The 20,144-nt window shown below is 55.7% G+C and carries 21 protein-coding genes and 2 pseudogenes; 14 read left to right on the plus strand and 9 right to left on the minus strand.

Annotated features, from left to right (window positions below; all coding sequences use genetic code 11):
- Positions 1-54: 54 nt before the first annotated feature.
- Both NM96_11800 and NM96_11805 read left to right on the plus strand, forming a co-directional pair.
- On the plus strand, positions 55-1,032 hold the full coding sequence (locus NM96_11800; protein AVR79914.1) for an iron ABC transporter substrate-binding protein: 978 nt from the start codon (positions 55-57) through the stop codon (positions 1,030-1,032).
- An 81-nt stretch (positions 1,033-1,113) separates the two neighbouring features.
- A pseudogene (locus tag NM96_11805) lies at positions 1,114-1,307 on the plus strand (hypothetical protein).
- Positions 1,308-1,801: 494 nt separating this feature from the next.
- On the opposite strand, the gene NM96_11810 reads toward NM96_11805, so the two are convergent.
- Positions 1,802-2,002, minus strand: a complete 201-nt coding sequence (locus NM96_11810; protein ID AVR79915.1) for a hypothetical protein — start codon at positions 2,000-2,002, stop codon at positions 1,802-1,804.
- Between NM96_11810 and NM96_11815 the strand changes: the two genes are divergently transcribed.
- Both NM96_11815 and NM96_11820 read left to right on the plus strand, forming a co-directional pair.
- A complete protein-coding gene (locus NM96_11815; GenBank protein AVR79916.1) occupies positions 1,997-2,320 on the plus strand; it encodes a cupin domain-containing protein in 324 nt (107 codons plus the stop codon). The two genes, NM96_11810 and NM96_11815, sit on opposite strands and share 6 nt — an antisense overlap.
- Before the next feature lie 83 nt (positions 2,321-2,403).
- Entirely contained in the window at positions 2,404-4,581 is a 2,178-nt protein-coding gene (locus NM96_11820; protein ID AVR79917.1) for a TonB-dependent siderophore receptor, read from the plus strand.
- Between the two features lie 508 nt (positions 4,582-5,089).
- On the opposite strand, the gene NM96_11825 is transcribed toward NM96_11820, so the two are convergent.
- Entirely contained in the window at positions 5,090-5,329 is a 240-nt protein-coding gene (locus NM96_11825; GenBank protein ID AVR79918.1) for a hypothetical protein, read from the minus strand.
- A 569-nt stretch (positions 5,330-5,898) separates the two neighbouring features.
- On the opposite strand from NM96_11825, the gene NM96_11830 reads away from it, so the two are divergent.
- From NM96_11830 to NM96_11840, 3 genes are all read left to right on the plus strand, one after another.
- The gene (locus NM96_11830; GenBank protein AVR79919.1) at positions 5,899-6,261 is read left to right on the plus strand and encodes a cupin; all 363 of its coding nucleotides are present in this window, start codon (positions 5,899-5,901) and stop codon (positions 6,259-6,261) included.
- 124 nt (positions 6,262-6,385) lie between these two features.
- On the plus strand, positions 6,386-6,853 hold the full coding sequence (locus NM96_11835) for a damage-inducible protein CinA (GenBank protein AVR79920.1): 468 nt from the start codon (positions 6,386-6,388) through the stop codon (positions 6,851-6,853).
- Between the two features lie 201 nt (positions 6,854-7,054).
- Entirely contained in the window at positions 7,055-7,639 is a 585-nt protein-coding gene (locus NM96_11840) for a Holliday junction branch migration protein RuvA (protein AVR79921.1), read from the plus strand.
- A 482-nt stretch (positions 7,640-8,121) separates the two neighbouring features.
- Here NM96_11840 and mutS read toward each other — a convergent pair whose 3' ends face one another.
- The 3 genes from mutS to ftsE form a co-directional block, all read right to left on the minus strand.
- A complete protein-coding gene (gene mutS, locus NM96_11845) occupies positions 8,122-10,743 on the minus strand; it encodes a DNA mismatch repair protein MutS (protein ID AVR79922.1) in 2,622 nt (873 codons plus the stop codon).
- 106 nt (positions 10,744-10,849) lie between these two features.
- The gene (gene ftsX / locus NM96_11850; GenBank protein AVR79923.1) at positions 10,850-11,767 is read right to left on the minus strand and encodes a cell division protein FtsX; all 918 of its coding nucleotides are present in this window, start codon (positions 11,765-11,767) and stop codon (positions 10,850-10,852) included.
- Complete coding sequence (gene ftsE / locus NM96_11855; protein AVR79924.1) at positions 11,764-12,414, minus strand: cell division ATP-binding protein FtsE; 651 nt, start codon at positions 12,412-12,414, stop codon at positions 11,764-11,766. The genes ftsX and ftsE overlap by 4 nt, the downstream gene beginning before the upstream one ends.
- Before the next feature lie 95 nt (positions 12,415-12,509).
- Between ftsE and NM96_11860 the strand changes: the two genes are divergently transcribed.
- Complete coding sequence (locus NM96_11860; GenBank protein AVR79925.1) at positions 12,510-12,767, plus strand: hypothetical protein; 258 nt, start codon at positions 12,510-12,512, stop codon at positions 12,765-12,767.
- Here the strand turns inward: NM96_11860 and NM96_11865 are convergent.
- Complete coding sequence (locus NM96_11865) at positions 12,748-13,230, minus strand: TlpA family protein disulfide reductase (GenBank protein ID AVR79926.1); 483 nt, start codon at positions 13,228-13,230, stop codon at positions 12,748-12,750. The genes NM96_11860 and NM96_11865 overlap by 20 nt on opposite strands.
- 189 nt (positions 13,231-13,419) lie before the next feature.
- Between NM96_11865 and arsC the strand changes: the two genes are divergently transcribed.
- From arsC to NM96_11880, 3 genes are all read left to right on the plus strand, one after another.
- Positions 13,420-13,779 (plus strand): arsenate reductase (glutaredoxin), encoded by a 360-nt coding sequence (gene arsC, locus NM96_11870; GenBank protein AVR79927.1) that lies wholly within the window; start codon positions 13,420-13,422, stop codon positions 13,777-13,779.
- A 22-nt stretch (positions 13,780-13,801) separates the two neighbouring features.
- Positions 13,802-14,473, plus strand: a complete 672-nt coding sequence (locus NM96_11875) for a YdcF family protein (protein ID AVR79928.1) — start codon at positions 13,802-13,804, stop codon at positions 14,471-14,473.
- Between the two features lie 92 nt (positions 14,474-14,565).
- Positions 14,566-15,102 (plus strand): peptidoglycan endopeptidase, encoded by a 537-nt coding sequence (locus NM96_11880; GenBank protein ID AVR79929.1) that lies wholly within the window; start codon positions 14,566-14,568, stop codon positions 15,100-15,102.
- Positions 15,103-15,483: 381 nt separating this feature from the next.
- On the opposite strand, the gene NM96_11885 is transcribed toward NM96_11880, so the two are convergent.
- A complete protein-coding gene (locus tag NM96_11885; GenBank protein AVR79930.1) occupies positions 15,484-16,020 on the minus strand; it encodes a porin family protein in 537 nt (178 codons plus the stop codon).
- A 223-nt stretch (positions 16,021-16,243) separates the two neighbouring features.
- On the opposite strand from NM96_11885, the gene NM96_11890 reads away from it, so the two are divergent.
- Complete coding sequence (locus tag NM96_11890; GenBank protein AVR79931.1) at positions 16,244-16,468, plus strand: hypothetical protein; 225 nt, start codon at positions 16,244-16,246, stop codon at positions 16,466-16,468.
- Here the strand turns inward: NM96_11890 and NM96_11895 are convergent.
- A complete protein-coding gene (locus tag NM96_11895) occupies positions 16,432-17,664 on the minus strand; it encodes a type IV pili twitching motility protein PilT (GenBank protein ID AVR79932.1) in 1,233 nt (410 codons plus the stop codon). The two genes, NM96_11890 and NM96_11895, sit on opposite strands and share 37 nt — an antisense overlap.
- Positions 17,665-17,835: 171 nt before the next feature.
- Complete coding sequence (locus tag NM96_11900; GenBank protein ID AVR79933.1) at positions 17,836-18,882, minus strand: type IV pili twitching motility protein PilT; 1,047 nt, start codon at positions 18,880-18,882, stop codon at positions 17,836-17,838.
- Between the two features lie 179 nt (positions 18,883-19,061).
- On the opposite strand from NM96_11900, the gene NM96_11905 reads away from it, so the two are divergent.
- Positions 19,062-19,769: a YggS family pyridoxal phosphate-dependent enzyme gene (locus NM96_11905; protein AVR79934.1), complete on the plus strand. Its 708-nt coding sequence runs from the start codon at positions 19,062-19,064 to the stop codon at positions 19,767-19,769.
- Between the two features lie 213 nt (positions 19,770-19,982).
- Positions 19,983-20,139, plus strand: a pseudogene (locus NM96_11910) (IS5/IS1182 family transposase).
- Positions 20,140-20,144: the final 5 nt, after the last annotated feature.

The raw sequence follows: 20,144 nt of genomic DNA on the forward strand, positions 1-20,144 counted from the left end.
TATTTATTTAATAATAAACATTCCTATTCGCACAACACAAAGGAACCGCACACCGTGAAACCGAGTTTTTGCCTTGCAGCCTGCGCCGTCCTGCTGGCCGCCTGTTCGCCCGAACCTGCCGCCGAAAAAACTGTATCCGCCGCATCCCAAGCTGCATCCGCATCTGCCGCCATGCTGACCGTGCCGACCGCACGGGGCGATGCCGTTGTGCCGAAGAATCCCGAACGCGTCGCCGTGTACGACTGGGCGGCATTGGATACGCTGACCGAATTGGGCGTGGACGTGGGCGCAACCACCGCACCGGTGCGCGTGGACTATTTGCAGCCTGCATTTGACAAGGCGGCAACGGTGGGGACGCTGTTCGAGCCCGATTACGAAGCCCTGCACCGCTACAATCCGCAGCTTGTCATTACCGGCGGGCCGGGCGCGGAAGCGTATGAACAGTTGGCGAAAAACGCAACCACCATAGACCTGACGGTGGACAACGGCAATATCCGTATCAGCGGCGAAAAGCAGATGGAAACCCTGGCGCGGATTTTCGGCAAGGAAGCGCGCGCGGCGGAATTGAAGGCGCAGATTGACGCGCTGTTCGCCCAAACGCGCGAAGCCGCCAAAGGCAAAGGGCGCGGGCTGGTGCTGTCGGTTACGGGCAACAAGGTGTCCGCCTTCGGCACACAGTCGCGGTTGGCCAGCTGGATACACGGCGACATCGGCCTGCCGCCCGTGGATGAATCTTTACGCAACGAGGGGCACGGACAGCCCGTTTCCTTCGAATACATCAAAGAGAAAAACCCCGACTGGATTTTCATCATCGACCGTACCGCCGCCATCGGGCAGGAAGGGCCGGCGGCCGTCGAAGTGTTGGATAACGCGTTGGTACGCGGCACGAACGCTTGGAAGCGCAAACAAATCATCGTCATGCCTGCCGCGAACTACATTGTCGCGGGCGGCGCGCGGCAGTTGATACAGGCGGCGGAACAGTTGAAGGCGGCGTTTGAAAAGGCCGAACCCGTTGCGGCGGGGAAAGAGTAGGGGTCGTCTGAAAACGGAGCTTCCGAAGAAAGCGGAGTTTCTGCGAAGCTAAATCGTGGTTTCAACGAAGCAAAAAGCAGCCTGCACGTTGAAAATGCCGCCAAAGCAAACCTACGGTTTGCCGCCCTCTCCCTAGCCCTCTCCCACGTGGAGAGGGGATTGGGTTGCAGGCTGCTTTTAGGTTCAGGCAAATTTTAACTCTTGTTGAAGCTGTACTTTCAGAAGCTGCACTTTCAGACGACCTCGTGGAACACCACAGGCACACGCATCGATAGGCTGAGTCAAAGATTCAGACCGATGGCAGCCCGCACCCGAGTTTACGCGGCAAACAGCAAGGCTGCGGCAACCCGTCCCCTCTCCCCGTGGGAGAGGGTTAGGGAGAGGGCAGTAAGCCGTAGGCTTACATAAAGCCGATAACGCTTTCACAAAGCCTGTGCACTGAAAACGGAAAGGTCGTCTGAAAACGGAGCTTCTGAAGGAAGCGGAGTTTCTGCGAAGCTAAAACCGAAGCTGCAAAAGAAGCGAAAAGCAGCCTGCACGTTGAAAATACCGCCAAAGCAAACCTACGGTTTGCCGCCCTCTCCCTAACCCTCTCCCACGGGGAGAGGGGATTGGGTTGCAGGCTGCTTTTAGGTTCAGGCAAATTTTAACGCTTGTTGAAGCTGTACTTTCAGAAGCTGCACTTTCAGACGACCTCGTGGAGTACCACAGGCACACGCATCGATCGGCTGAGTCAAAGATTCAGACCGATAGCAGTCCGCACCCGAGTTTATGCGGCAAACAGCGAGGCTGCGGCAACCCGTCCCTTCTCCCCGTGGGAGAGGGTTAGGGAGAGGGCAGTAAGCCGCAGGCTTACATCAAAGCCGATAACGCTTCCGTTACAACCCCGCCCACTGAAAGCAGCCTGCAACGAAGCCAAAATGACAAACCGCATCGTAAACCACCCAACCCATAGGAGAACCCCATGCAAAACGAAACCATCAACCTGAAACAGTGCCTTGCCGCCATCAAAGAATACTGGCAGCCCGAAATCATCAACCGCCACGGGTTCCAATTCCGCCTGGTCAAACTTTTGGGCGATTACGGCTGGCATACGCACGGATACAGCGACAAAGTACTGTTTGCCGTGGAGGGCGACATGGCGGTGGACTTCGCCGACGGCGGCAGCATGACGATACGCGAAGGCGAGATGGCGGTCGTGCCGAAGTCGGTGTCGCACCGCCCGCGTTCGGAAAACGGCTGCTCGGTGGTGCTGATTGAGCTGCCCGACCCGTCCGAGGCCGCCTGAAAAAGCAGCCTGCACCTCCAATATGCCAAAAATATATGCCGAAAATACAACCCCACCGCACACCAACACACAAAGGAAATCCCATGACACGCTTCAAATATTCCCTGCTGTTTGCCGCCCTGCTGCCCGTGTACGCGCAGGCCGATGTTTCTGTTTCAGACGACCCCAAACCGCAGGAAAGCACCGAATTGCCGACCATCACCGTTACCGCCGACCGCACCGCGAGTTCCAACGGCGGCTACACCGTTTCCGGCACGCACACCCCGCTCGGGCTGCCCATGACCCTGCGCGAAATCCCGCAGAGCGTCAGCGTCATCACATCGCAACAAATGCGCGACCAAAACATCAAAACGCTCGACCGCGCCCTATTGCAGGCGACCGGCACCAGCCGCCAGATTTACGGCTCCGACCGCGCGGGCTACAACTACCTGTTCGCGCGCGGCAGCCGCATCGCCAACTACCAAATCAACGGCATCCCCGTTGCCGACGCGCTGGCCGATACGGGCAATGCCAACACCGCCGCCTATGAGCGCGTAGAAGTTGTGCGCGGCGTGGCAGGGCTGCTGGACGGCACGGGCGAGCCTTCCGCCACCGTCAATCTGGTACGCAAACGCCCGACCCGCAATCCCTTGTTTGAAGTCCGCGCCGAAGCGGGCAACCGCAAACATTTCGGGCTGGGCACGGACGTATCGGGCAGCCTGAACGCCGAAGGCACGCTGCGCGGCCGCCTGGTTTCCACCTTCGGACGCGGCGACTCGTGGCGGCAGCGCGAACGCAGCCGCGATGCCGAACTCTACGGCATTTTGGAATACGACATCGCACCGCAAACCCGCGTCCACGCAGGCATGGACTACCAGCAGGCGAAAGAAACCGCCGACGCGCCGCTCAGCTACGCCGTGTACGACAGCCAAGGTTATGCCACCGCCTTCGGCCCGAAAGACAACCCCGCCACAAATTGGTCGAACAGCCGCCACCGTGCGCTCAACCTGTTCGCCGGCATCGAACACCGCTTCAACCAAGACTGGAAACTCAAAGCCGAATACGACTACACCCGCAGCCGCTTCCGCCAGCCCTACGGCGTGGCAGGCGTGCTTTCCATCGACCATAGCACCGCCGCCACCGACCTGATTCCCGGTTATTGGCACGCCGACCCGCGCACCCACAGCGTCAGCGTGTCATTGACCGGCAAATACCGCCTGTTCGGCCGCGAACACGATTTAATCGCGGGTATCAACGGCTACAAATACGCCAGCAACAAATACGGCGAACGCAGCATCATCCCCAACACCATCCCCAACGCCTACGAATTTTCCCGCACGGGCGCCTACCCGCAGCCATCATCGTTTGCCCAAACCATCCCGCAATACGGCACCAGGCGGCAAATCGGCGGTTATCTCGCCACCCGTTTCCGCGCCGCCGACAACCTTTCGCTGATACTCGGCGGCAGATACAGCCGCTACCGCGCAGGCAGCTACGACAGCCGCACACAAGGCATGACCTATGTGTCCGCCAACCGTTTCACCCCCTACACAGGCATCGTGTTCGACCTGACCGACAACTTGTCGCTTTACGGCTCGTACAGCAGCCTGTTCGTCCCACAATCGCAAAAAGACGAACACGGCAGCTACCTGAAACCCGTAACCGGCAACAATCTGGAAGCCGGCATCAAAGGCGAATGGCTTGAAGGCCGTCTGAACGCATCCGCCGCCGTGTACCGCGCCCGTAAAAACAACCTCGCCACCGCAGCAGGACGCGACCCGAGCGGCAACACCTACTACCGCGCCGCCAACCAAGCCAAAACCCACGGCTGGGAAATCGAAGTCGGCGGCCGCATCACGCCCGAATGGCAGATACAGGCAGGCTACAGCCAAAGCAAAACCCGCGACCAAGACGGCAGCCGCCTGAACTCCGACAGCGTGCCCGAACGCAGCTTCAAACTCTTCACCGCCTACCACTTCGCCCCCGAAGCCCCCAGCGGCTGGACCATCGGCGCAGGCATGCGCTGGCAGAGCGAAACCCACACCGACCCTGCCACGCTCCGCATCCCCAATCCCGCCACCAAAGCCCGCGCCGCCGCCAACAGCCGCCAAAAAGCCTACGCCGTCGCCGACATCATGGCGCGTTACCGCTTCAATCCGCGCGCCGAACTGTCGCTGAACGTGGACAACCTGTTCAACAAACACTACCGCACCCAGCCCGACCGCCACAGCTACGGTGCACTGCGGACAGTGAACGCGGCGTTTACCTACCGCTTTAAATAAGGTCGTCTGAAACGGAGTTTCCGGAGGAAGTAGAGTTTCTGCGAAGCTAAAGTGCAGCTTCTGAAAGTACAGCTTCAACAAGAGTTAAAAATTGCCTGAAGCTTAAAAGCAGCCTGCCACCCAACCCCCTCTCCCCGTGGGAGAGGGCTAGGGAGAGGGTGGTAAACCGCAGGTTTGCATCAAAGCCTGTGCACTGAAAACTGAAAGGTCGTCTGAAAACGGAGCTTCTGAAGGAAGCGGGGTTTCTGTGAAGCTAAAACCGAAGCTGCAAAAGAAGCAAAAAGCAGCCTGCACGTTGGAAATACCGCTCAGCAAACCTTTGGTTTGCCGCCCTCTCCCTAGCCCTCTCCCGCGGAGAGAGGGGGTTGGGTGGCAGGTTGCCTTTAAGGTTCAGGCAAATTTTCACTTCGTTGAAACTCCGTTTTCAGACGACCTCGTGGAGTACCACAGGCACACGCATCGAGCGGCTGAATCAAAGATTCAGACCGATGGCAGTCCGCACCCGAGTTTATGCGGCAAACAGCAAGGCTACGGCAGCCCGTCCCCTCTCCCCGTGGGAGAGGGTTAGGGAGAGGGCAGTAAGCCGCAGGCTTGCATCAAAGCCGATAACGCTTTCACAAAGCCTGTGCGCTGAAAACGGAAAGGTCGTCTGAAAACGGAGCTTCTGAAGGAAGCGGGGTTTCTGTGAAGCTAAAACCGAAGCTGCAAAAGAAGCGAAAAGCAGCCTGCACGTTGAAAATACCGCCAAAGCAAACCTTTGGTTTGCCGCCCTCTCCCTAACCCTCTCCCACGGGGAGAGGGGATTGGGTTGCAGGCTGCTTTAAGCTTCAGGCGATTTTTAACTTCGTTGAAGCTGCGATTTAGCTTCGCAGAAACTCTACTTCCTTCAGAAGCTCCGTTTTCAGACGACCTTTTGGAACACCGCAGGCACACGCATCGAGCGGCTGAATCAAAGATTCAGACCGATGGCAGTCCGCACCCGAGTTTATGCGGCAAACAGCAAGGCTACGGCAGCCCGTCCCCTCTCCCCGTGGGAGAGGGTTAGGGAGAGGGCAGTAAGCCGCAGGTTTGCATTCAGAACGAAACGAAAACCGCCACACGGAGTCTAATCAAACCGGTTACGAAAACAAATAACGCGGCCATATTCCACTTTCAGACGACCCAAACCGACCGAAAAAGATAGTGGATTAAAATAAAAATGAGACAAGACGGTAATACCCGCTGTGTACAGCTAGAGTACATAAGGGCGTTGGCAGTGCCGTATCATTGCAATTTTGATCTGCCATAAATTTTGTCTGCAACCAAAGGAAAACCATCATGAAAAACATCAAAACCCAACTTTTCGCCGTTCTCCTCGGCCTCTCTGCCGCAGCCGTGCCTGCCGCCGAAATAGCCCAAAGCACGGGCAAAGTCTTTGAAGGCGAAAACTACACCGTCATCCGCGAAACCCTGCCCAAAGGCAAGGAAATCCCCCGCCACAACCACCCCGGCCACACCCTGCTGGTTACCCAAACCAAAGGCAGCTCGGTATTTTTGTTTGACGGCGGAAAAAGGCAGGAATTGCGGCCGGGCAGTGTCCTGAAGGCGGACGGCAGCGAATACGTTGCCATCAAAATAACCGACGACAGCGAATTGGTGATTGTGCTGGTGAAGGACGGGAAGAAGGCGGGTGCGGAATAGAATGTCCTTCAGATCGTCTGAAAAAGCAGTTGGAGACGACCTTCCGCCACCATTGGCAATCGACCTATAATCTATTTCCCGTCCACCCCCGACGAATCCGCCGCCATTGAAGAAAGAAAGTCCCATGACCGCGCTGCAAACCATCGCCGAACACCTCACCCGACACCGACAAACCGTTACCTGCGCCGAATCCTGCACGGGCGGCCTGCTTGCGGGCGCATTCACCAGCATCGCGGGCAGCTCGCAATGGTTTCATCAAAGTTTCGTGACTTACAGCAACCAAGCCAAAGAAGAACGCCTCGGCGTCATGCCCGACACGCTGCTGAAACACGGCGCGGTCAGCCGTGAAACCGTGTACGAAATGGCGCGCGGTGCGAAAGCCGTCGCACAAGCCGACTACGCCCTGAGTATTTCCGGCATCGCAGGCCCGGGCGGCGGCAGTGTGGCAAAACCCGTCGGCACGGTGTGGTTCGGGTTGTCCACGCCGACCGAATCGCTGGAGCAAATGAAAATCTTCAGCGGCGACCGAGAGGCCGTCAGAAATCAGGCCGTCGCCTTCGCCCTTGAATTTTTGGCGGAACATTTGGTTTGACGGTTCCCAACGCAAGAACGGCAAACCGCGTTCATGCAAGTCTGAAAACCAAGATTCAGGTTTCAGACGACCTTTGCCGCAAAGCAGTTTGGCCGATACGCCCTTGAGAAACTGCTACAATCACGGTCGTCTGAAGCCCTGTTGCCAGTCGGCATCTAGGTTTCAGACGACCTTTTTACCCAACTCCCTAACGGAACCCCCATGATCAGCAGACTGACCGGCAGGCTCATCGAGAAAAACCCGCCGCAAATCGTCATCGACGTCAACGGCGTCGGCTACGAAGCCGACGTATCCATGCAGACCTTCTACAACCTGCCCGCCTTGGGCGAAACCGTGCAGCTTTACACCCAGCTTGTCGTCCGTGAAGACGCGCATTTATTGTTCGGTTTTGCGACTGCCGACGAACGGGCGACGTTCCGCCAGTTGGTCAAAGTCAGCGGCATCGGCGCAAAAACCGCGCTGGGCATACTCTCCGCCATGTCCGCCGACGAGCTTGCCCGCGCGGTTGCCGACGAAGACATCAAACGCCTCTCCTTCGCCCCGGGCATCGGCAAAAAGACCGCCGAACGCATGGTTTTGGAACTGCGCGGCAAACTGGTTTCCCATACCGCTGCCGACGGGCTTTTCACCGCCGCGCCTGCTGCCGACGAAACGGACGACATCGTCAACACCCTGATTGCGTTGGGTTACAACGAACGCGAGGCAAAAGCCGCCATCAAAGGCATTCCAAAAGGCACGGAAGTCGGCGAAGGCGTGCGCTTGGCTTTAAAAAACCTGTTGAAATAGGTCGTCTGAAAACTTTGAGATCAAGGTTTTTAGAGAAACTCGTTCATACTCGTTTTCAGACGACCTTTTATTCAATTAACGCGGGTTTGGGATAACTCAAGTAGCGTGGGCTTTGCCCACGAAATCTGCCGTCTAACCATCCATTGTTGGACAACAATCTAATTTGTTTTCCTTTCGTGGGCAAAGCCCACGCTACGGGTGACTGTAAGGCAGCTTGTTCCTTCCCCCATCCGGCAGGGGAAGGTTAGGATGGGGGTGGCTTTGTGGGTTTAGGTAAAATCGGATTCGTTTAGTCCATAAAGCCACCCTCTCCCCGGCCCTCTCCCGCTGGACGGGAGAGGGGGCAGGTTGTTGAATCGGGAACTGTGTCTGTTATTTATTTAGTGGGCAAAGCCCACGCTACGGGAGAGGGGCAGGTTCGGATACAAATTAAGGTCGCCTGAAATTTTTCAGACGACCTTGTTTTATATAAACCAACGCGCTTACTCCCCGCCTTCAACAATCTGTTTGAGGCGGTACAGTGCGTCTAGGGCTTCGCGGGGGGTGAGGTCGTCGGGGCGGATTTGGTTTAGGGCCTCGGCGAGTGAGTTGTGGGCAGGGTTTTCTTGGCTGGCGGCGGTTTGGGATTCTATATCCGCCGTTTCGTCTGGACTAAACCCGCTGTATTCGTTTTCAGACGACAGGGTGCTGAAGATGTCCAATTGCGGGCGGACGGCGGCGGCTTGGGCTTCGAGTTCGTCCAGATGTTTTTGGGCGGCTTTGAGGGCGCGGTTGGGCAGGCCGGCGAGTTTGGCGACGGCGATGCCGTAGCTTTTGCTGGCGGGGCCGGGTTCGATGTGGTGGAGGAAGACGATGTCTTGTCCTTGTTCGAGTGCGGAGAGGTGCATGTTGACTGCCGTTGCGTGGGCTTCGGGCAGTTTGGTCAGTTCGAAATAATGGGTGGCGAAGAGGCTGAAGGATTTGTTTTTTTGCAGCAGGTGTTCGGCGATGGCGTGCGCGAGGGCGAGGCCGTCGAAGGTGGAGGTGCCGCGTCCGACTTCGTCCATGAGGACAAGGGATTGGTCGGTGGCGTGGTGGAGGATGTAGGCGGTTTCGCTCATTTCGACCATGAAGGTGGAGCGGTTGGAGGCGAGGTCGTCGGAGGCGCCGATGCGGGTGAAGATTTGGTCGATGGGGCCGATTTGGGCGGCATCGGCGGGGACGAAGCTGCCGGTGTGCGCCATGAGGACGATGTGGGCAACTTGGCGCATGTAGGTGGATTTGCCGCCCATGTTGGGGCCGGTCAGGAGCATGAGGCGGTGTTTGTGGTCGAGGCGGGTGTGGTTGGCGGTGAAGTGGCGCACTTGTTGTTCGACGACGGGATGGCGGCCGTTTTCGATATGGATGACGGGGTAGTCGGCGAACTCGGGGCAGACGAAGCCGCGTTCGGCGGCGGTGGCGGCGAAGGTGGAAAGTACGTCCAGTGCGGCGGCGGCTTTGGCGGCTTTTTGAAGCTGGGGAAGGGTCGTCTGAATGTCTTTGAGGAGGGCTTCAAACAGGCGTTTTTCCAATGCCAATGCTTGTTCTTGCGCGGTCAGGACTTTGTCTTCGAAGGTTTTGAGTTCGGGGGTGATGAAGCGTTCGGCGTTTTTCAGGGTCTGGCGGCGTTGGTAGTCGGCGGGGGCTTGTTCGGCTTGGACTTTGGATAGCTCGATGTAGAAGCCGTGGACGCGGTTGAACTCGACTTTGAGGGTGGAGAGGCCGGTGCGTTCGCGTTCGCGCGCTTCGAGGTCGAGCAGGAATTCGTCGCCGTGGTTTTGGATGTGGCGCAACTCGTCGAGTTCTGCCGAATAGCCTTGGTTGATGACGCCGCCGTCTTTGAGCCAGACGGCGGGTTCGGGCATCACGGCGGCTTTGAGGGTTTCGGCGACGGGCAGGGTTTCGGGGAAAACGGCTTTGAGGGTTTCTAAGAGGCTGCTGCCCTCGGCGGACAATTCGATTTCGGACAGGGCAAACAGGCTGTCGCGCAGGGCGGCGAGGTCGCGCGGGCGGGCGTTGCCGACAGCGATGCGGGCGGCGATGCGTTCGATGTCCGCGATGTTTTTCAGACGACCTTGCAGGGTTTCGTATTGCGAACCCAGCGCGGCAACGGCTTCTTGGCGGGCGCGGATGTGGGCGCGGCTGCGTAAGGGGTGGTGCAGCCAGAGTGCCAAGAGGCGGCTGCCCATGTGGGTGGCGCAGCCGTCGAGTATGGAAAACAGGGTCGGCGATTTTTTGCCGGAGAGGGTTTGCGTGATTTCGAGATTGCGGCGCGTGGCGGCGTCCATGCCGATATATTGGCTGTCGGTTTCGAGCGAAATGCCGTCGAGGTGCTGCGGCATCAGGTTTTGCGTCAGGCGGATGTAGTTCAGCAGCGCGCCCGCCGCGCCGACGGCGGCTTCGTGTTCCTTGCCGTCCAAACCGAAGCCGTGCAGGTCCTGACAGCCGAAGTATTCGGTCAACAATTTCGCGCCGGCGTCGGCGGCAAACTGCCACGAGTTCAGGCGCGTGATGTTGGCGGAGGTCGTCTGAAAACCATTAGGCAGGCTTTTGCCTTCGGGCAACAGGATTTCCGCCGCCTGCAAACGCGCCAGCTCGTCGGCGAGTTTGTCTGCCGTCGTCAGCTTGGTTTTGAATTCGCCGCTTTGCAAAGATGCCCACGCGATGGCGACGTGTTTTTTATCCGCGTTCACCGCCGCGATGCGGTTGGTTTCCTTGTCTTCCAAAAACGCCGCGTCGGTCAGCGTGCCGGGCGTAACGATGCGCACGACTTTGCGCTCTACCGGCCCTTTGCCCGCGCCGACTTCGCCCACCTGCTCGCACATCGCCACGCTTTTGCCCATCTTCACCAACCGCGCCAGATACTGCTCCGCCGCGTGAAACGGCACGCCCGCCATCTTAATCGGCACGCCGTCCATCTGCCCGCGCGTGGTCAGGGTGATGTCCAACAGCTTCGCCGCTTCCACCGCGTCATCCAAAAACAGCTCGTAAAAATCGCCCATGCGGTAAAACACCAGCTTGTCGGCGTGCTGCGATTTGATGGCGAGATACTGCTGCATCATCGGGGAAACGGCGGATTTGCTCATGGGAATGCCTTGCAAAACGGAAAAGCCTTATTGTAGCAAAAGGTCGTCTGAAACCCTAAAACAAGGTTTCAGACGACCTTTTTGCCTTTGCTTCAATCCAATGATTTTATTTCTTGGCTCTAAAGCCCAAAAGATGTTGCGTGGTGGCAAGCCATGCGCCGAAGACGCCTAGGGCGATGACGAAGCCGAACACCAGCGAAACTTCGCTGAAATGGAAGAAACGCCAGCCGATGTTGAGCCCGTAGGGCTTGAAGATGGCATCTACCAACGGGCGCACGGCGGAGAGCAGCCAGCCGCACAGTCCCAAGCTGACGGCGGCGGAGAAGATACTCTGCCACATGGCTTGATAGAGGAAGGGGCGGCGGATGAACGATGCGGGCGCGCCGAGCAGCTTGGTGATTTCGATTTCTTCTTTGCGGCTGAGGATTTGCAGACGGATGGTATTGTGCGCGACAAGGACGAACGCCATACCCAGCGTCAGTGAAAGAAACCATAAAATTTTACGGATGAACTCGTTGATTTGATACAGCGTTTGCACCCATTCGGTGTCCATGGTGGCGGATTCGACCATGGGCAGCTTGACCATATCCTGATAAATCGCCTGCATTTGTGCGGGCGGTGTAGCGGGATCGGGCGTGACGATAAATGCGTCGGGCAAGGGGTTGCCGTCGAGCATGGAAACGAGGTTTTGATCGAGGTTGGATTGCAGCTCTTCCAAGCCTTCCTGCTTGCTGATGAAACGGATTTTGTTGAGGCGGGCATCGCGTTCCAACAGGTTGCGGACGGTATCGCTGTCGGCTTTGGATGCGTCGGTTTCCATATAGAGCGTGATTTGCGGCGACTCGTTGAGCTTGCCTAAAACGCTTTGTCCGCTTTGGATGCCCAAATACATGAAAAGCGGCAGGGTCATGGCAACGGCGAGCATCAGGAGGGTGAGCAGCGTGCCGACGGGTTGGCGCAGGAGCTGTTTGAGCGCAGTGCGCGCGGATTCGACGTGCAGCGAGACGTAGTGGATGATGCTCATGCGAGTCGTCCTTTCGAGAGGCGCAGAATGCGGTGGCCGTAGTCTGCCATGAGGGTTTCGTCATGGGCGGCGACGATGACGGTGGTTCCTGCTTCGTGGAAGGTTTTGAACAATTCCATGATGTCGAGCGCGTAGGCGCGGTCGAGGTTGGCGGAGGGTTCGTCGGCAATCAGGAGGCTGGGTTGGTGGACGACGGCGCGGGCGATACACAGGCGTTGCTGTTCGCCGCCTGAGAGGGTTACGGGATCGTCCAATTCGCGGCCTTTCAAGCCGACTTTTTCAATGGCGATGCGGGCGCGTTCTTCGGCTTTGCGCGGCTGATAACCGATAATCCGCAGCGGCAGGATGACGTTTTGCAGGACGTTGCGGTCATAGAGGATTTTATGGTCTTGGAACACGATGCCGATATGCTGGCGCATGAAGCCGATTTGGTTGTCGCTCAATTCGCCCAAGTCTTGGTTGTTGAACCACACTTTGCCTTTGCTGGGTTTGGTAATACCGGAAATCAGCTTGAGGATAGTGGACTTGCCGGAGCCGGAATGGCCGGCGATAAATATCATTTCGCCTTTTTTGATTTGGAAGCTGACGTTTTTCAGGGCTTCAAAACCGCCTGGATAGGTTTTGGAAACTTGTTCGAAACGGATCATAAGGTATTCCTGGAAAGGGGTCAGGACAAACTTATCCACAGTTAATCCACAAAAGGATGCGCTATCGGAGATAGGTCGTCTGAAAAATAGGATATGTGCCGAATTATAAAGATTTCGGCGTTTTTTTGATAGTTTGCTCAGATATGGACGGCGGTAGGCAAAGCGTCGGACTGACGGCTTTACAACACAATATTACAAGTGTGATTGTCGCGTTTGCAAAATGCTTAAATACTTATCCACATGTCGAAAAGTCGTCTGAAAAGGATTTCGGCGTTTCAATTAAACCCGCCGTATCCGTTTTCAGACGACCTTCCACATCGGTTTCAGCCCGACTTATTTACATTTTTCTTTAGCCGCATTGACGGCGGCGGTCAGGCTTTTTTCGTTGACTTCGCCAGTGATGGTTTGTTTGTAGCCGCATTTCGGCGCTTCGACGACGGTGAACGGCAATACGCCGACGTTGTTGCCGTAAGACTTCATGAAATTGCGGCTGTCCGCGCCGGTATAGCGCCAAACATGATAGCTGACGGGGGTTTGTTTCAGGAATTTGCCGATGTTGTCGGAAGTATCCAACGCGATGCCGACCATATCGACGCTGCCTTTTTTCTGCGCTTTGTACCAAGCGGACATGGCGGGCATTTCCTTACGGCACGGACCGCACCAGGTCGCCCACAGATTCACCACGCGCACGGGAGCTTTGAGCGATTGCAGGCTTTGCGGCTTGTTGTCGTTCCAGCCCGCCAGCGGATCGGCGGCAAACGCAGGGGCAGACAGGGCTGCAGTCATCAAAACAGAGGCAAGCAATAATTTTTTCATAAGTTCCATCCTTTGCATCAATCAGATTGATGGCATTGTAACCCCTTTCAGCGTGCTGTCTATGGAGAAAATGAAGATGTTGGATTTTAGCGGTAAAAAATGACGATTATCGGGTGATAAGTTGAGGAAATTTCCAATGCAGCCGATAATAAAGCCCATCAGCAAAATCTATAAACATCGGAGAACTCTATGTCGTCTGAATTCACGCTCTACCACAATCCCCGTTGCAGCAAATCGCGCGCCGCTTTCGACCTGCTCGAAGCGCGCGGCATCAAAGCCGAAGTCGTCAAATACCTCGACACCCCGCCCGACTTGGCGACACTGAAAGACATTTTCGCCAAGCTGGGCTTAGAGTCCGTACGCGGCATGATGCGCGTCAAAGACGACTTGTACAAAGAACTCGGTTTGGACAAGCCCGACCTCGACAACCAAGCCCTGCTCGAAGCCATCGCCGCCCACCCTGCCCTGCTCGAACGCCCCATCCTGACCACACGGGACAAAGCCGCCATCGGCAGACCGCTCGAAAACATCGAAGCCTTGTTGGACTGAAGCGCGGGAAGGCTGTCCCTACATGATTTCCCTGTTCCGCAGCCGCAACGGCTTGCGCTACTACCTCTTTCGCGGCATAGGCCTGAGTATCCTGTTGGTACTCGGCATATTCGGCGAGGGCGCATGGCAGGTGTACCACACCGGCTCGCAGCCCCTGCCCGGTCATATCCGCGCCGATGCCGCCCTCGTGCTCGGCGCCGCCGCGTGGGACAAACGGCCTTCGCCCATCTTCCGCGAACGCATCAACCACGCCATCACCCTCTACCAAAGCCACCGTGTCGAAAAAATCGTTTTCACCGGCGGAACACCCAAAAAAGGCTACATGACTGAAGCCGAAGTCGGTCGGCGCTACGCCCTCAAACAAGGCATACCTGCGCACAACATCCTCTTTGAAAACACCTCGCGCAACACCTACGAAAATATCCGCAACATCCGCCCAATACTGCGCGCCGAAGGCATCGGAAGCATCATCATCGTCAGCGACCCCTACCACCTCGCCCGCGCCCTCGAAATCGCCTCCGACCTCGACATCGAAGCCTACATCTCCGCCACGCCGACCACGCGGTTCGATCAAAGCAAGGAAAAAAACAAATTCCTGCTTCAAGAAAGCTACGCCCTCTTCCTCTACCGCATCGGCAAATGGAGCGAAAACTTTTGGGACTGGCTGACAATGAGTAAAACAGAAGACGAATAAATGAAAAAGAGTCGTCTGAAAACCGTTGAAATTCAGGTTTCAGACGACCTCAAAAAGACTACAATCAGTGTTACTCATAAAGGTTAACCATCATGAAACACATATTTCAAACTATCCTGACCGCCGCCTTAATCCCTTTTCTTGCCTCATGCGGCTTCTCAACAGGCAAACACCGTCCGACGGCCAAAACCCACGCTTCTGCCCGAAAAGTCCAACTCGTCCGCATCAGCAATATCGATCACACCCAAGGTTCGCAAGAGCTGATGTTGCACAGCATGGGCCTTATCGGTACGCCGTACAAATGGGGCGGCAGCACTACTTCTACCGGTTTTGATTGCAGCGGCATGATTCAATTTGTCTATAAAAACGCCCTCGGTGTCAGCCTGCCGCGCACCGCCCGCGATATGGCGGCGGCCAGCCGTAAAATCCCCGACAGCCGCCTTAAGGCAGGCGATCTCGTTTTCTTCAACACAGGCGGCGCGAACAAATATTCGCACGTCGGCCTATACATCGGCAACGGTGAATTCATCCATGCGCCAAGCAGCGGCAAAACCATTAAAACCGAAAAACTTTCCAGCCCGTTTTACGCGAAGAATTATTTGGGCGCGCATACCTTCTTTACCGACTGAAAAACAGCAAATCAGCAATCGGTATAAAGATCCGTTTGGTTTTTGATACGGTGAGACCTTTGCAAAAATAGTCTGTTAACAAAATTTGACGCATAAAAATGTGCTAAAAAATTTTCAATTGGCTAAAACCTTTTTGATATTGAGAAAAAAGTAGAAGCAATCAGGGAGGTTCTTCATTTTGAAAATGGTATTGAACATAAAATTTTAATAACTCATGTTATTGCAAAGATCTCACGGTATCTATTATCTCGGTCATTCCCGCGTACGAATGATGAACTAAGCAGTCGGCTATATCGTCAATCCAAATCGGAAATGCTGATAAAAAAGGTCGTCTGAAACCAGATTTACGGTTTCAGACGACCTTTGTCTGTTTAAAAAAGATTATTTGAAGCGGTAGCCGACAGTAGCCATGTAGCTGTTGTTGTGGACTTTCAAATTGTCTTTTTTATAACGGGTTTGCTCCCATTCGGCGCCGACTTCGACATTCGGTGCAACGGCGTATTTCGCGCCCACGCCGTAGCCGAGGCCGTTCATATTGTTGCGTTTCGCGCCCAAATTGTCGAAGCGGCCGTAGTGGTAGCCTACCTTACCGTAAGCCAGCGCATTGTCGGTCAGGCGGTAGCCTTGGACGTAGGAAACGTTGGCATCGACTTTTTGTTTCGCATTGCCCGCGATTTTGCGGTGCAGCGGTTTGACACCGGCTTCAACGCCGCCAATCCAGTTGCTTTGTCCGAATTGTGTGTTGTAGCTGCCGCGTACGGCAACGTCGCCTTTGGTTTTTTCGTTTAGATTAACGTTGCGCACATCACTTTTGGTTGCGCCCGCGCCGACTTCCAAGCCTGCGCCGGTAAAAGAACCGTCAGCGAAAGTGATGGCGGAAGCGGTAGCCAATAAAACAGTCAGTAAGGTTTTTTTCATGATAATGCTCCTTCACGGATAAACAGGAAGCGTGTTTCTGCTTCCGACGAATCCAGTATCGGATGCTTGCGGATGAGCCGCAACCGCCTTTGCCGAGGCGTTACCCATCTTCTCAAGTGCTTAACGTTTGTAATTCATTGAAACGGCTGAATTTGTATCGTCCGAAATATCGAGGTGCGCGATTTATAATTTGCGTAAAGTGCGATGAAAAGTATGAAGATTTATGAACCTTGCTGTGTGGAGAGGGGTGCGTTTGGCAGCGGAGGCGGAGTGCGGAGAAAATGATAAAGGCTTAAATGGCGGTTTACATTGGTTGGTGTGGCTTTATTGCCATAAGCGCGACAAAGGTCGTCTGAAAACCGGGTTTTTTGGGGTTTTCAGACGACCTTTGTTTTGCCTGAAATTGGGTGTTTACGAAATCAGGTTCAAATCGCTGATGCGGTCGTAGAGGCGGTCGGGGTCGTTGCCTTCTTCGTGCATTTGGATGCGCAGGCGCAGGTCGTTGGTGGAAACGGCTTGGCGCAGGGCTTCGTCGTATTCGATTTGACCTTGTATGTAGAGTTCGAACAGGTGTTGGTCGAAGGTCTGCATGCCGTCTGTGCCGGAGCGCATCATGAGTTCGCGGATTTCCATGAGTTCGCCTTTGAAAATCAAATCCTGCATGGCGGGTGTGTTGAGCAGAAGGTCGACGACGGCGGTACGCTGGCTGCGGTTTTTCTTGATGGCGAGGCGTTGGCCGATAATGCCGGTCAGGTTGAGCGCCAAATCCATGAGGACTTGTTTGCGTCGGTCTTCTTGGTAAAAGTTGATGATACGCTCGATGGTTTGGGCGGCGGTGTTGGCGTGGATGGTGAAGACGCACAAGTGGCCGGTTTGGGCAAGCTGGAGGGCGTATTCCATACTGGCTTCGCTGCGCACCTCGCCGATACAGACGACGTCGGGCGCTTGACGCATCGCGCTTTGGACGGCGATTTTCCAGTCGTTGGTGTCGATGCCGACTTCGCGCTGGGTGAAGATGCTGCGGCGGGGTTTGTAGATGAATTCGATCGGGTCTTCGATGGTGACGATATGGCCGGGCATTTTGTGGTTGCGGTAGTCGAGCATGGATGCCATGGTGGTCGATTTACCGGAACCGGTCGGACCGGCAAGGATCAGCAGGCCGCGCGGGGAAAGGGAGAGGTCTTTGAGTTTGGCGGGCAGGCCGAGGCTCTCCATTTCGGGGATTTCTTGGTTGATGCGGCGCAAGACCATGCCGACGCGGCCTTGTTCGTGGTAGGCGTTGACACGGTAACGGGTGTTGCTGCGGGATTGGACGGAGTAGTTGAGTTCCCATTCGCGGTTGAAGGTCTCAAGCTGCTCGGGGTTCATGGTGGATTCGACGATGGCGGCTGTGTCTTCGCCGGTCAGGGCTTTGTGCGGGACGGGGGTCAGGGTACCGCTGACTTTGACGGCAGGCGGGAAGCCTGCGCTGATGAAGATGTCGGATGCGCCGCGTTTTTCTGCTTCGACGCACATGCGGTCGAGCAGGGGATGGAGGTGTGTGCCGATTTCAGCGGGGGTGGGGATGTGTGGCGGTTGGTTTTTTTGCGAGTAGGCTTGCACCATTTCGCTGAGTAAGTCGTGTAAAGGAGTTGTTTCGCTCATTTTGTGTACTCTTTATTAAGTAAGTGAATATTGAGACCGGCGGCGGTTTGTTTGTTATTGGGTGTTGTGCCTGCCTTACAGAGGTCGTCTGAAAACGGGAAACGGGTTTCCTTGTTGTGTAAACTACGTTTTCAGACGACCTGGTCTGTTCCCGATAATGGAATGTATTTATCAGACGATGGTCATGCTGTCGCTGTTTTGCGCTTTGCTGCGGGCTACGTCGGGGCTGATGGTACCTTGGCGGACGAGGGTTTGCAGCGCCTGGTCGAGGGTCTGCATGCCGTGTGATTGGCCAGTTTGCAGCGCGGAGTTGATTTGGGCGATTTTGTTTTCGCGGATCAGGTTGCGCACTGCGGGGGTGGAAATGAGGATTTCGTGTGCGGCGACACGGCCGTTGCCGTCGCGGGTTTTCAGCAGGGTTTGTGAAATGACCGCGCGCAGGGATTCGGACAGCATCGAACGTACCATTTCTTTTTCGCCGGCAGGGAATACGTCAACGATACGGTCCACGGTTTTGGCGGCGCCGGTGGTGTGCAGCGTGCCGAATACCAAGTGGCCGGTTTCGGCGGCAGTCAGCGCGAGGCCGATGGTTTCGGGGTCGCGCATCTCGCCTACGAGGATTACGTCGGGGTCTTCACGCAATGCGGAACGCAGGGCGTTGGCGAAGCTGTGGGTGTGTTGGTGCAGCTCGCGCTGGTTGACGAGGGCTTTTTTACTTTGGTGGACGAACTCGATCGGGTCTTCGATGGTGAGGATGTGTGCGGGTTGGGTTTCGTTGATGTAGTTGATCATCGCCGCCAGCGTGGTGGATTTACCGGAACCGGTCGGGCCGGTTACCAATACCAAGCCGCGCGGGTTGTCGGCGATTTTTTGGAAAATACGCGGGGCGCGCAGGTCTTCCAGTGTCAATACGGTACTCGGAATGGTACGGAAGACGGCGGCAGGGCCGCGGTTGGAGGTAAAGGCGTTGACACGGAAACGGGCGACGTTGGGCAGCTCGAAGGAGAAGTCCACTTCCAAATCTTGTTGGAACAGTTTGCGCTGATGGTCGTTCATGACCGAAGTGACCATGTTGCCGACTTCTTCGGCGGACATTTCGGGCAGGTTGATGCGGCGGATATCGCCGTGAACGCGGATCATGGGGGACATTCCGGCGCTTAAGTGAAGGTCGGAAGCTTTGTTTTTGACGCCGAAAGCGAGTAAGTCGGTAATCTGCATAATGTGGCCTTGTTTTAGTTTAGAATAATGAGGCGGAACCCGATTTAAAATGCGGACGCGGAATGCCGGGCATTTCCCTGTTCAGGTTCCGATAAATTGTATTATTTTAAATACATAAACCGTTCAGACCAAGTAAAATTTTCAAAATCGCTGTAATTGATGTAATAAAGGAAGAAATCATGTCGGTATTGCAACAAAATTATGCGGAGGTGTGCCGCCGCATTGCCGAAGCCGAGCAAAAGGCGGGCAGGCAGGCGGGTGAAGTGGGTCTGATTGCCGTCAGCAAAACCTTCCCTTCAGACGACATCCGCGAGGTATATGCCGCAGGACAGCGTGATTTCGGTGAAAACTATATTCAGGAATGGTACGAAAAAACGGAAACGCTCGCGGATTTGCCCGACATCGTTTGGCACGTCATCGGCGATGTGCAGTCGAACAAAACCAAATTTGTCGCCGAACGCGCGCATTGGGTGCATACGATAGGTCGTCTGAAAACCGCCCGCCGCTTGAGCGAACAGCGTCCGTCCGAAATGCCGCCTTTGCAGGTGTGCATCGAAGTCAATATCGCGGGCGAGGAGGCGAAACACGGCGTTGCGCCCGATGAGGCGGTCGCGCTGGCGGTGGAAGTGGCGAAGTTGCCGAATGTGGTTGTACGCGGGTTGATGTGTGTCGCCAAAGCCGACAGCGATGATGAAGCATTGCGCGTTCAGTTCCAAACCATGCAGAAACTGCTTGCCGACCTGAACGCGGCGGGTGTTCGCGCGGATGTATTGTCTATGGGGATGTCCGGCGATATGCCTGTGGCGGTCGCGTGCGGCGCAACGCATGTGCGTATCGGCAGCGCGATTTTCGGCAGACGGGAACCAAAAGGGAACGACAGGCAATAAAACAGATTATCTCGGTCGTTTTGCTGGGTTTAACCTTAACGGGTTGTCGGTTGATGGGCTGGTATCCATGTTCGTCCTTGTCAGACTGGTGCAAGCCCAAAAAGCCGGCGGCAATAGATTTTTGGAAAAACAGGGTTTACACCGAACATCGCTGCCCGAAAGCGTCCGTTGGTAAAAAGGTCGTCTGAAATTTTCCGCTTTGGTGGGAACGGCATTTCAGACGACCCCAAGTATAGTGGATTAACTTTAAACCAGTACAGCGTTGCCTCGCCTTAGCTCAAAGAGAACGATTCTCTAAGGTGCTGAAGCACCAAGTGAATCGGTTCCGTACTATCTGTACTGTCTGCGGCTTCGTCGCCTTGTCCTGATTTAAAT

The sequence above is a fragment of the Neisseria mucosa genome (assembly GCA_003028315.1).
Classification (GTDB): Bacteria; Pseudomonadota; Gammaproteobacteria; order Burkholderiales; family Neisseriaceae; genus Neisseria; species Neisseria mucosa.

Coding starts and splice junctions, on each gene's coding strand:
- NM96_11815 (AVR79916.1), top strand. CDS start 1,997: ATGCAAAACGAAACCATCAACCTGAAACAGTGCCTTGCCGCCATCAAA.
- NM96_11820 (AVR79917.1), top strand. CDS start 2,404: ATGACACGCTTCAAATATTCCCTGCTGTTTGCCGCCCTGCTGCCCGTG.
- NM96_11830 (AVR79919.1), top strand. CDS start 5,899: ATGAAAAACATCAAAACCCAACTTTTCGCCGTTCTCCTCGGCCTCTCT.
- NM96_11835 (AVR79920.1), top strand. CDS start 6,386: ATGACCGCGCTGCAAACCATCGCCGAACACCTCACCCGACACCGACAA.
- NM96_11840 (AVR79921.1), top strand. CDS start 7,055: ATGATCAGCAGACTGACCGGCAGGCTCATCGAGAAAAACCCGCCGCAA.
- mutS (AVR79922.1), bottom strand. CDS start 10,743: ATGAGCAAATCCGCCGTTTCCCCGATGATGCAGCAGTATCTCGCCATC.
- ftsX (AVR79923.1), bottom strand. CDS start 11,767: ATGAGCATCATCCACTACGTCTCGCTGCACGTCGAATCCGCGCGCACT.
- ftsE (AVR79924.1), bottom strand. CDS start 12,414: ATGATCCGTTTCGAACAAGTTTCCAAAACCTATCCAGGCGGTTTTGAA.
- NM96_11865 (AVR79926.1), bottom strand. CDS start 13,230: ATGAAAAAATTATTGCTTGCCTCTGTTTTGATGACTGCAGCCCTGTCT.
- arsC (AVR79927.1), top strand. CDS start 13,420: ATGTCGTCTGAATTCACGCTCTACCACAATCCCCGTTGCAGCAAATCG.
- NM96_11875 (AVR79928.1), top strand. CDS start 13,802: ATGATTTCCCTGTTCCGCAGCCGCAACGGCTTGCGCTACTACCTCTTT.
- NM96_11880 (AVR79929.1), top strand. CDS start 14,566: ATGAAACACATATTTCAAACTATCCTGACCGCCGCCTTAATCCCTTTT.
- NM96_11885 (AVR79930.1), bottom strand. CDS start 16,020: ATGAAAAAAACCTTACTGACTGTTTTATTGGCTACCGCTTCCGCCATC.
- NM96_11890 (AVR79931.1), top strand. CDS start 16,244: ATGAACCTTGCTGTGTGGAGAGGGGTGCGTTTGGCAGCGGAGGCGGAG.
- NM96_11895 (AVR79932.1), bottom strand. CDS start 17,664: ATGAGCGAAACAACTCCTTTACACGACTTACTCAGCGAAATGGTGCAA.
- NM96_11900 (AVR79933.1), bottom strand. CDS start 18,882: ATGCAGATTACCGACTTACTCGCTTTCGGCGTCAAAAACAAAGCTTCC.
- NM96_11905 (AVR79934.1), top strand. CDS start 19,062: ATGTCGGTATTGCAACAAAATTATGCGGAGGTGTGCCGCCGCATTGCC.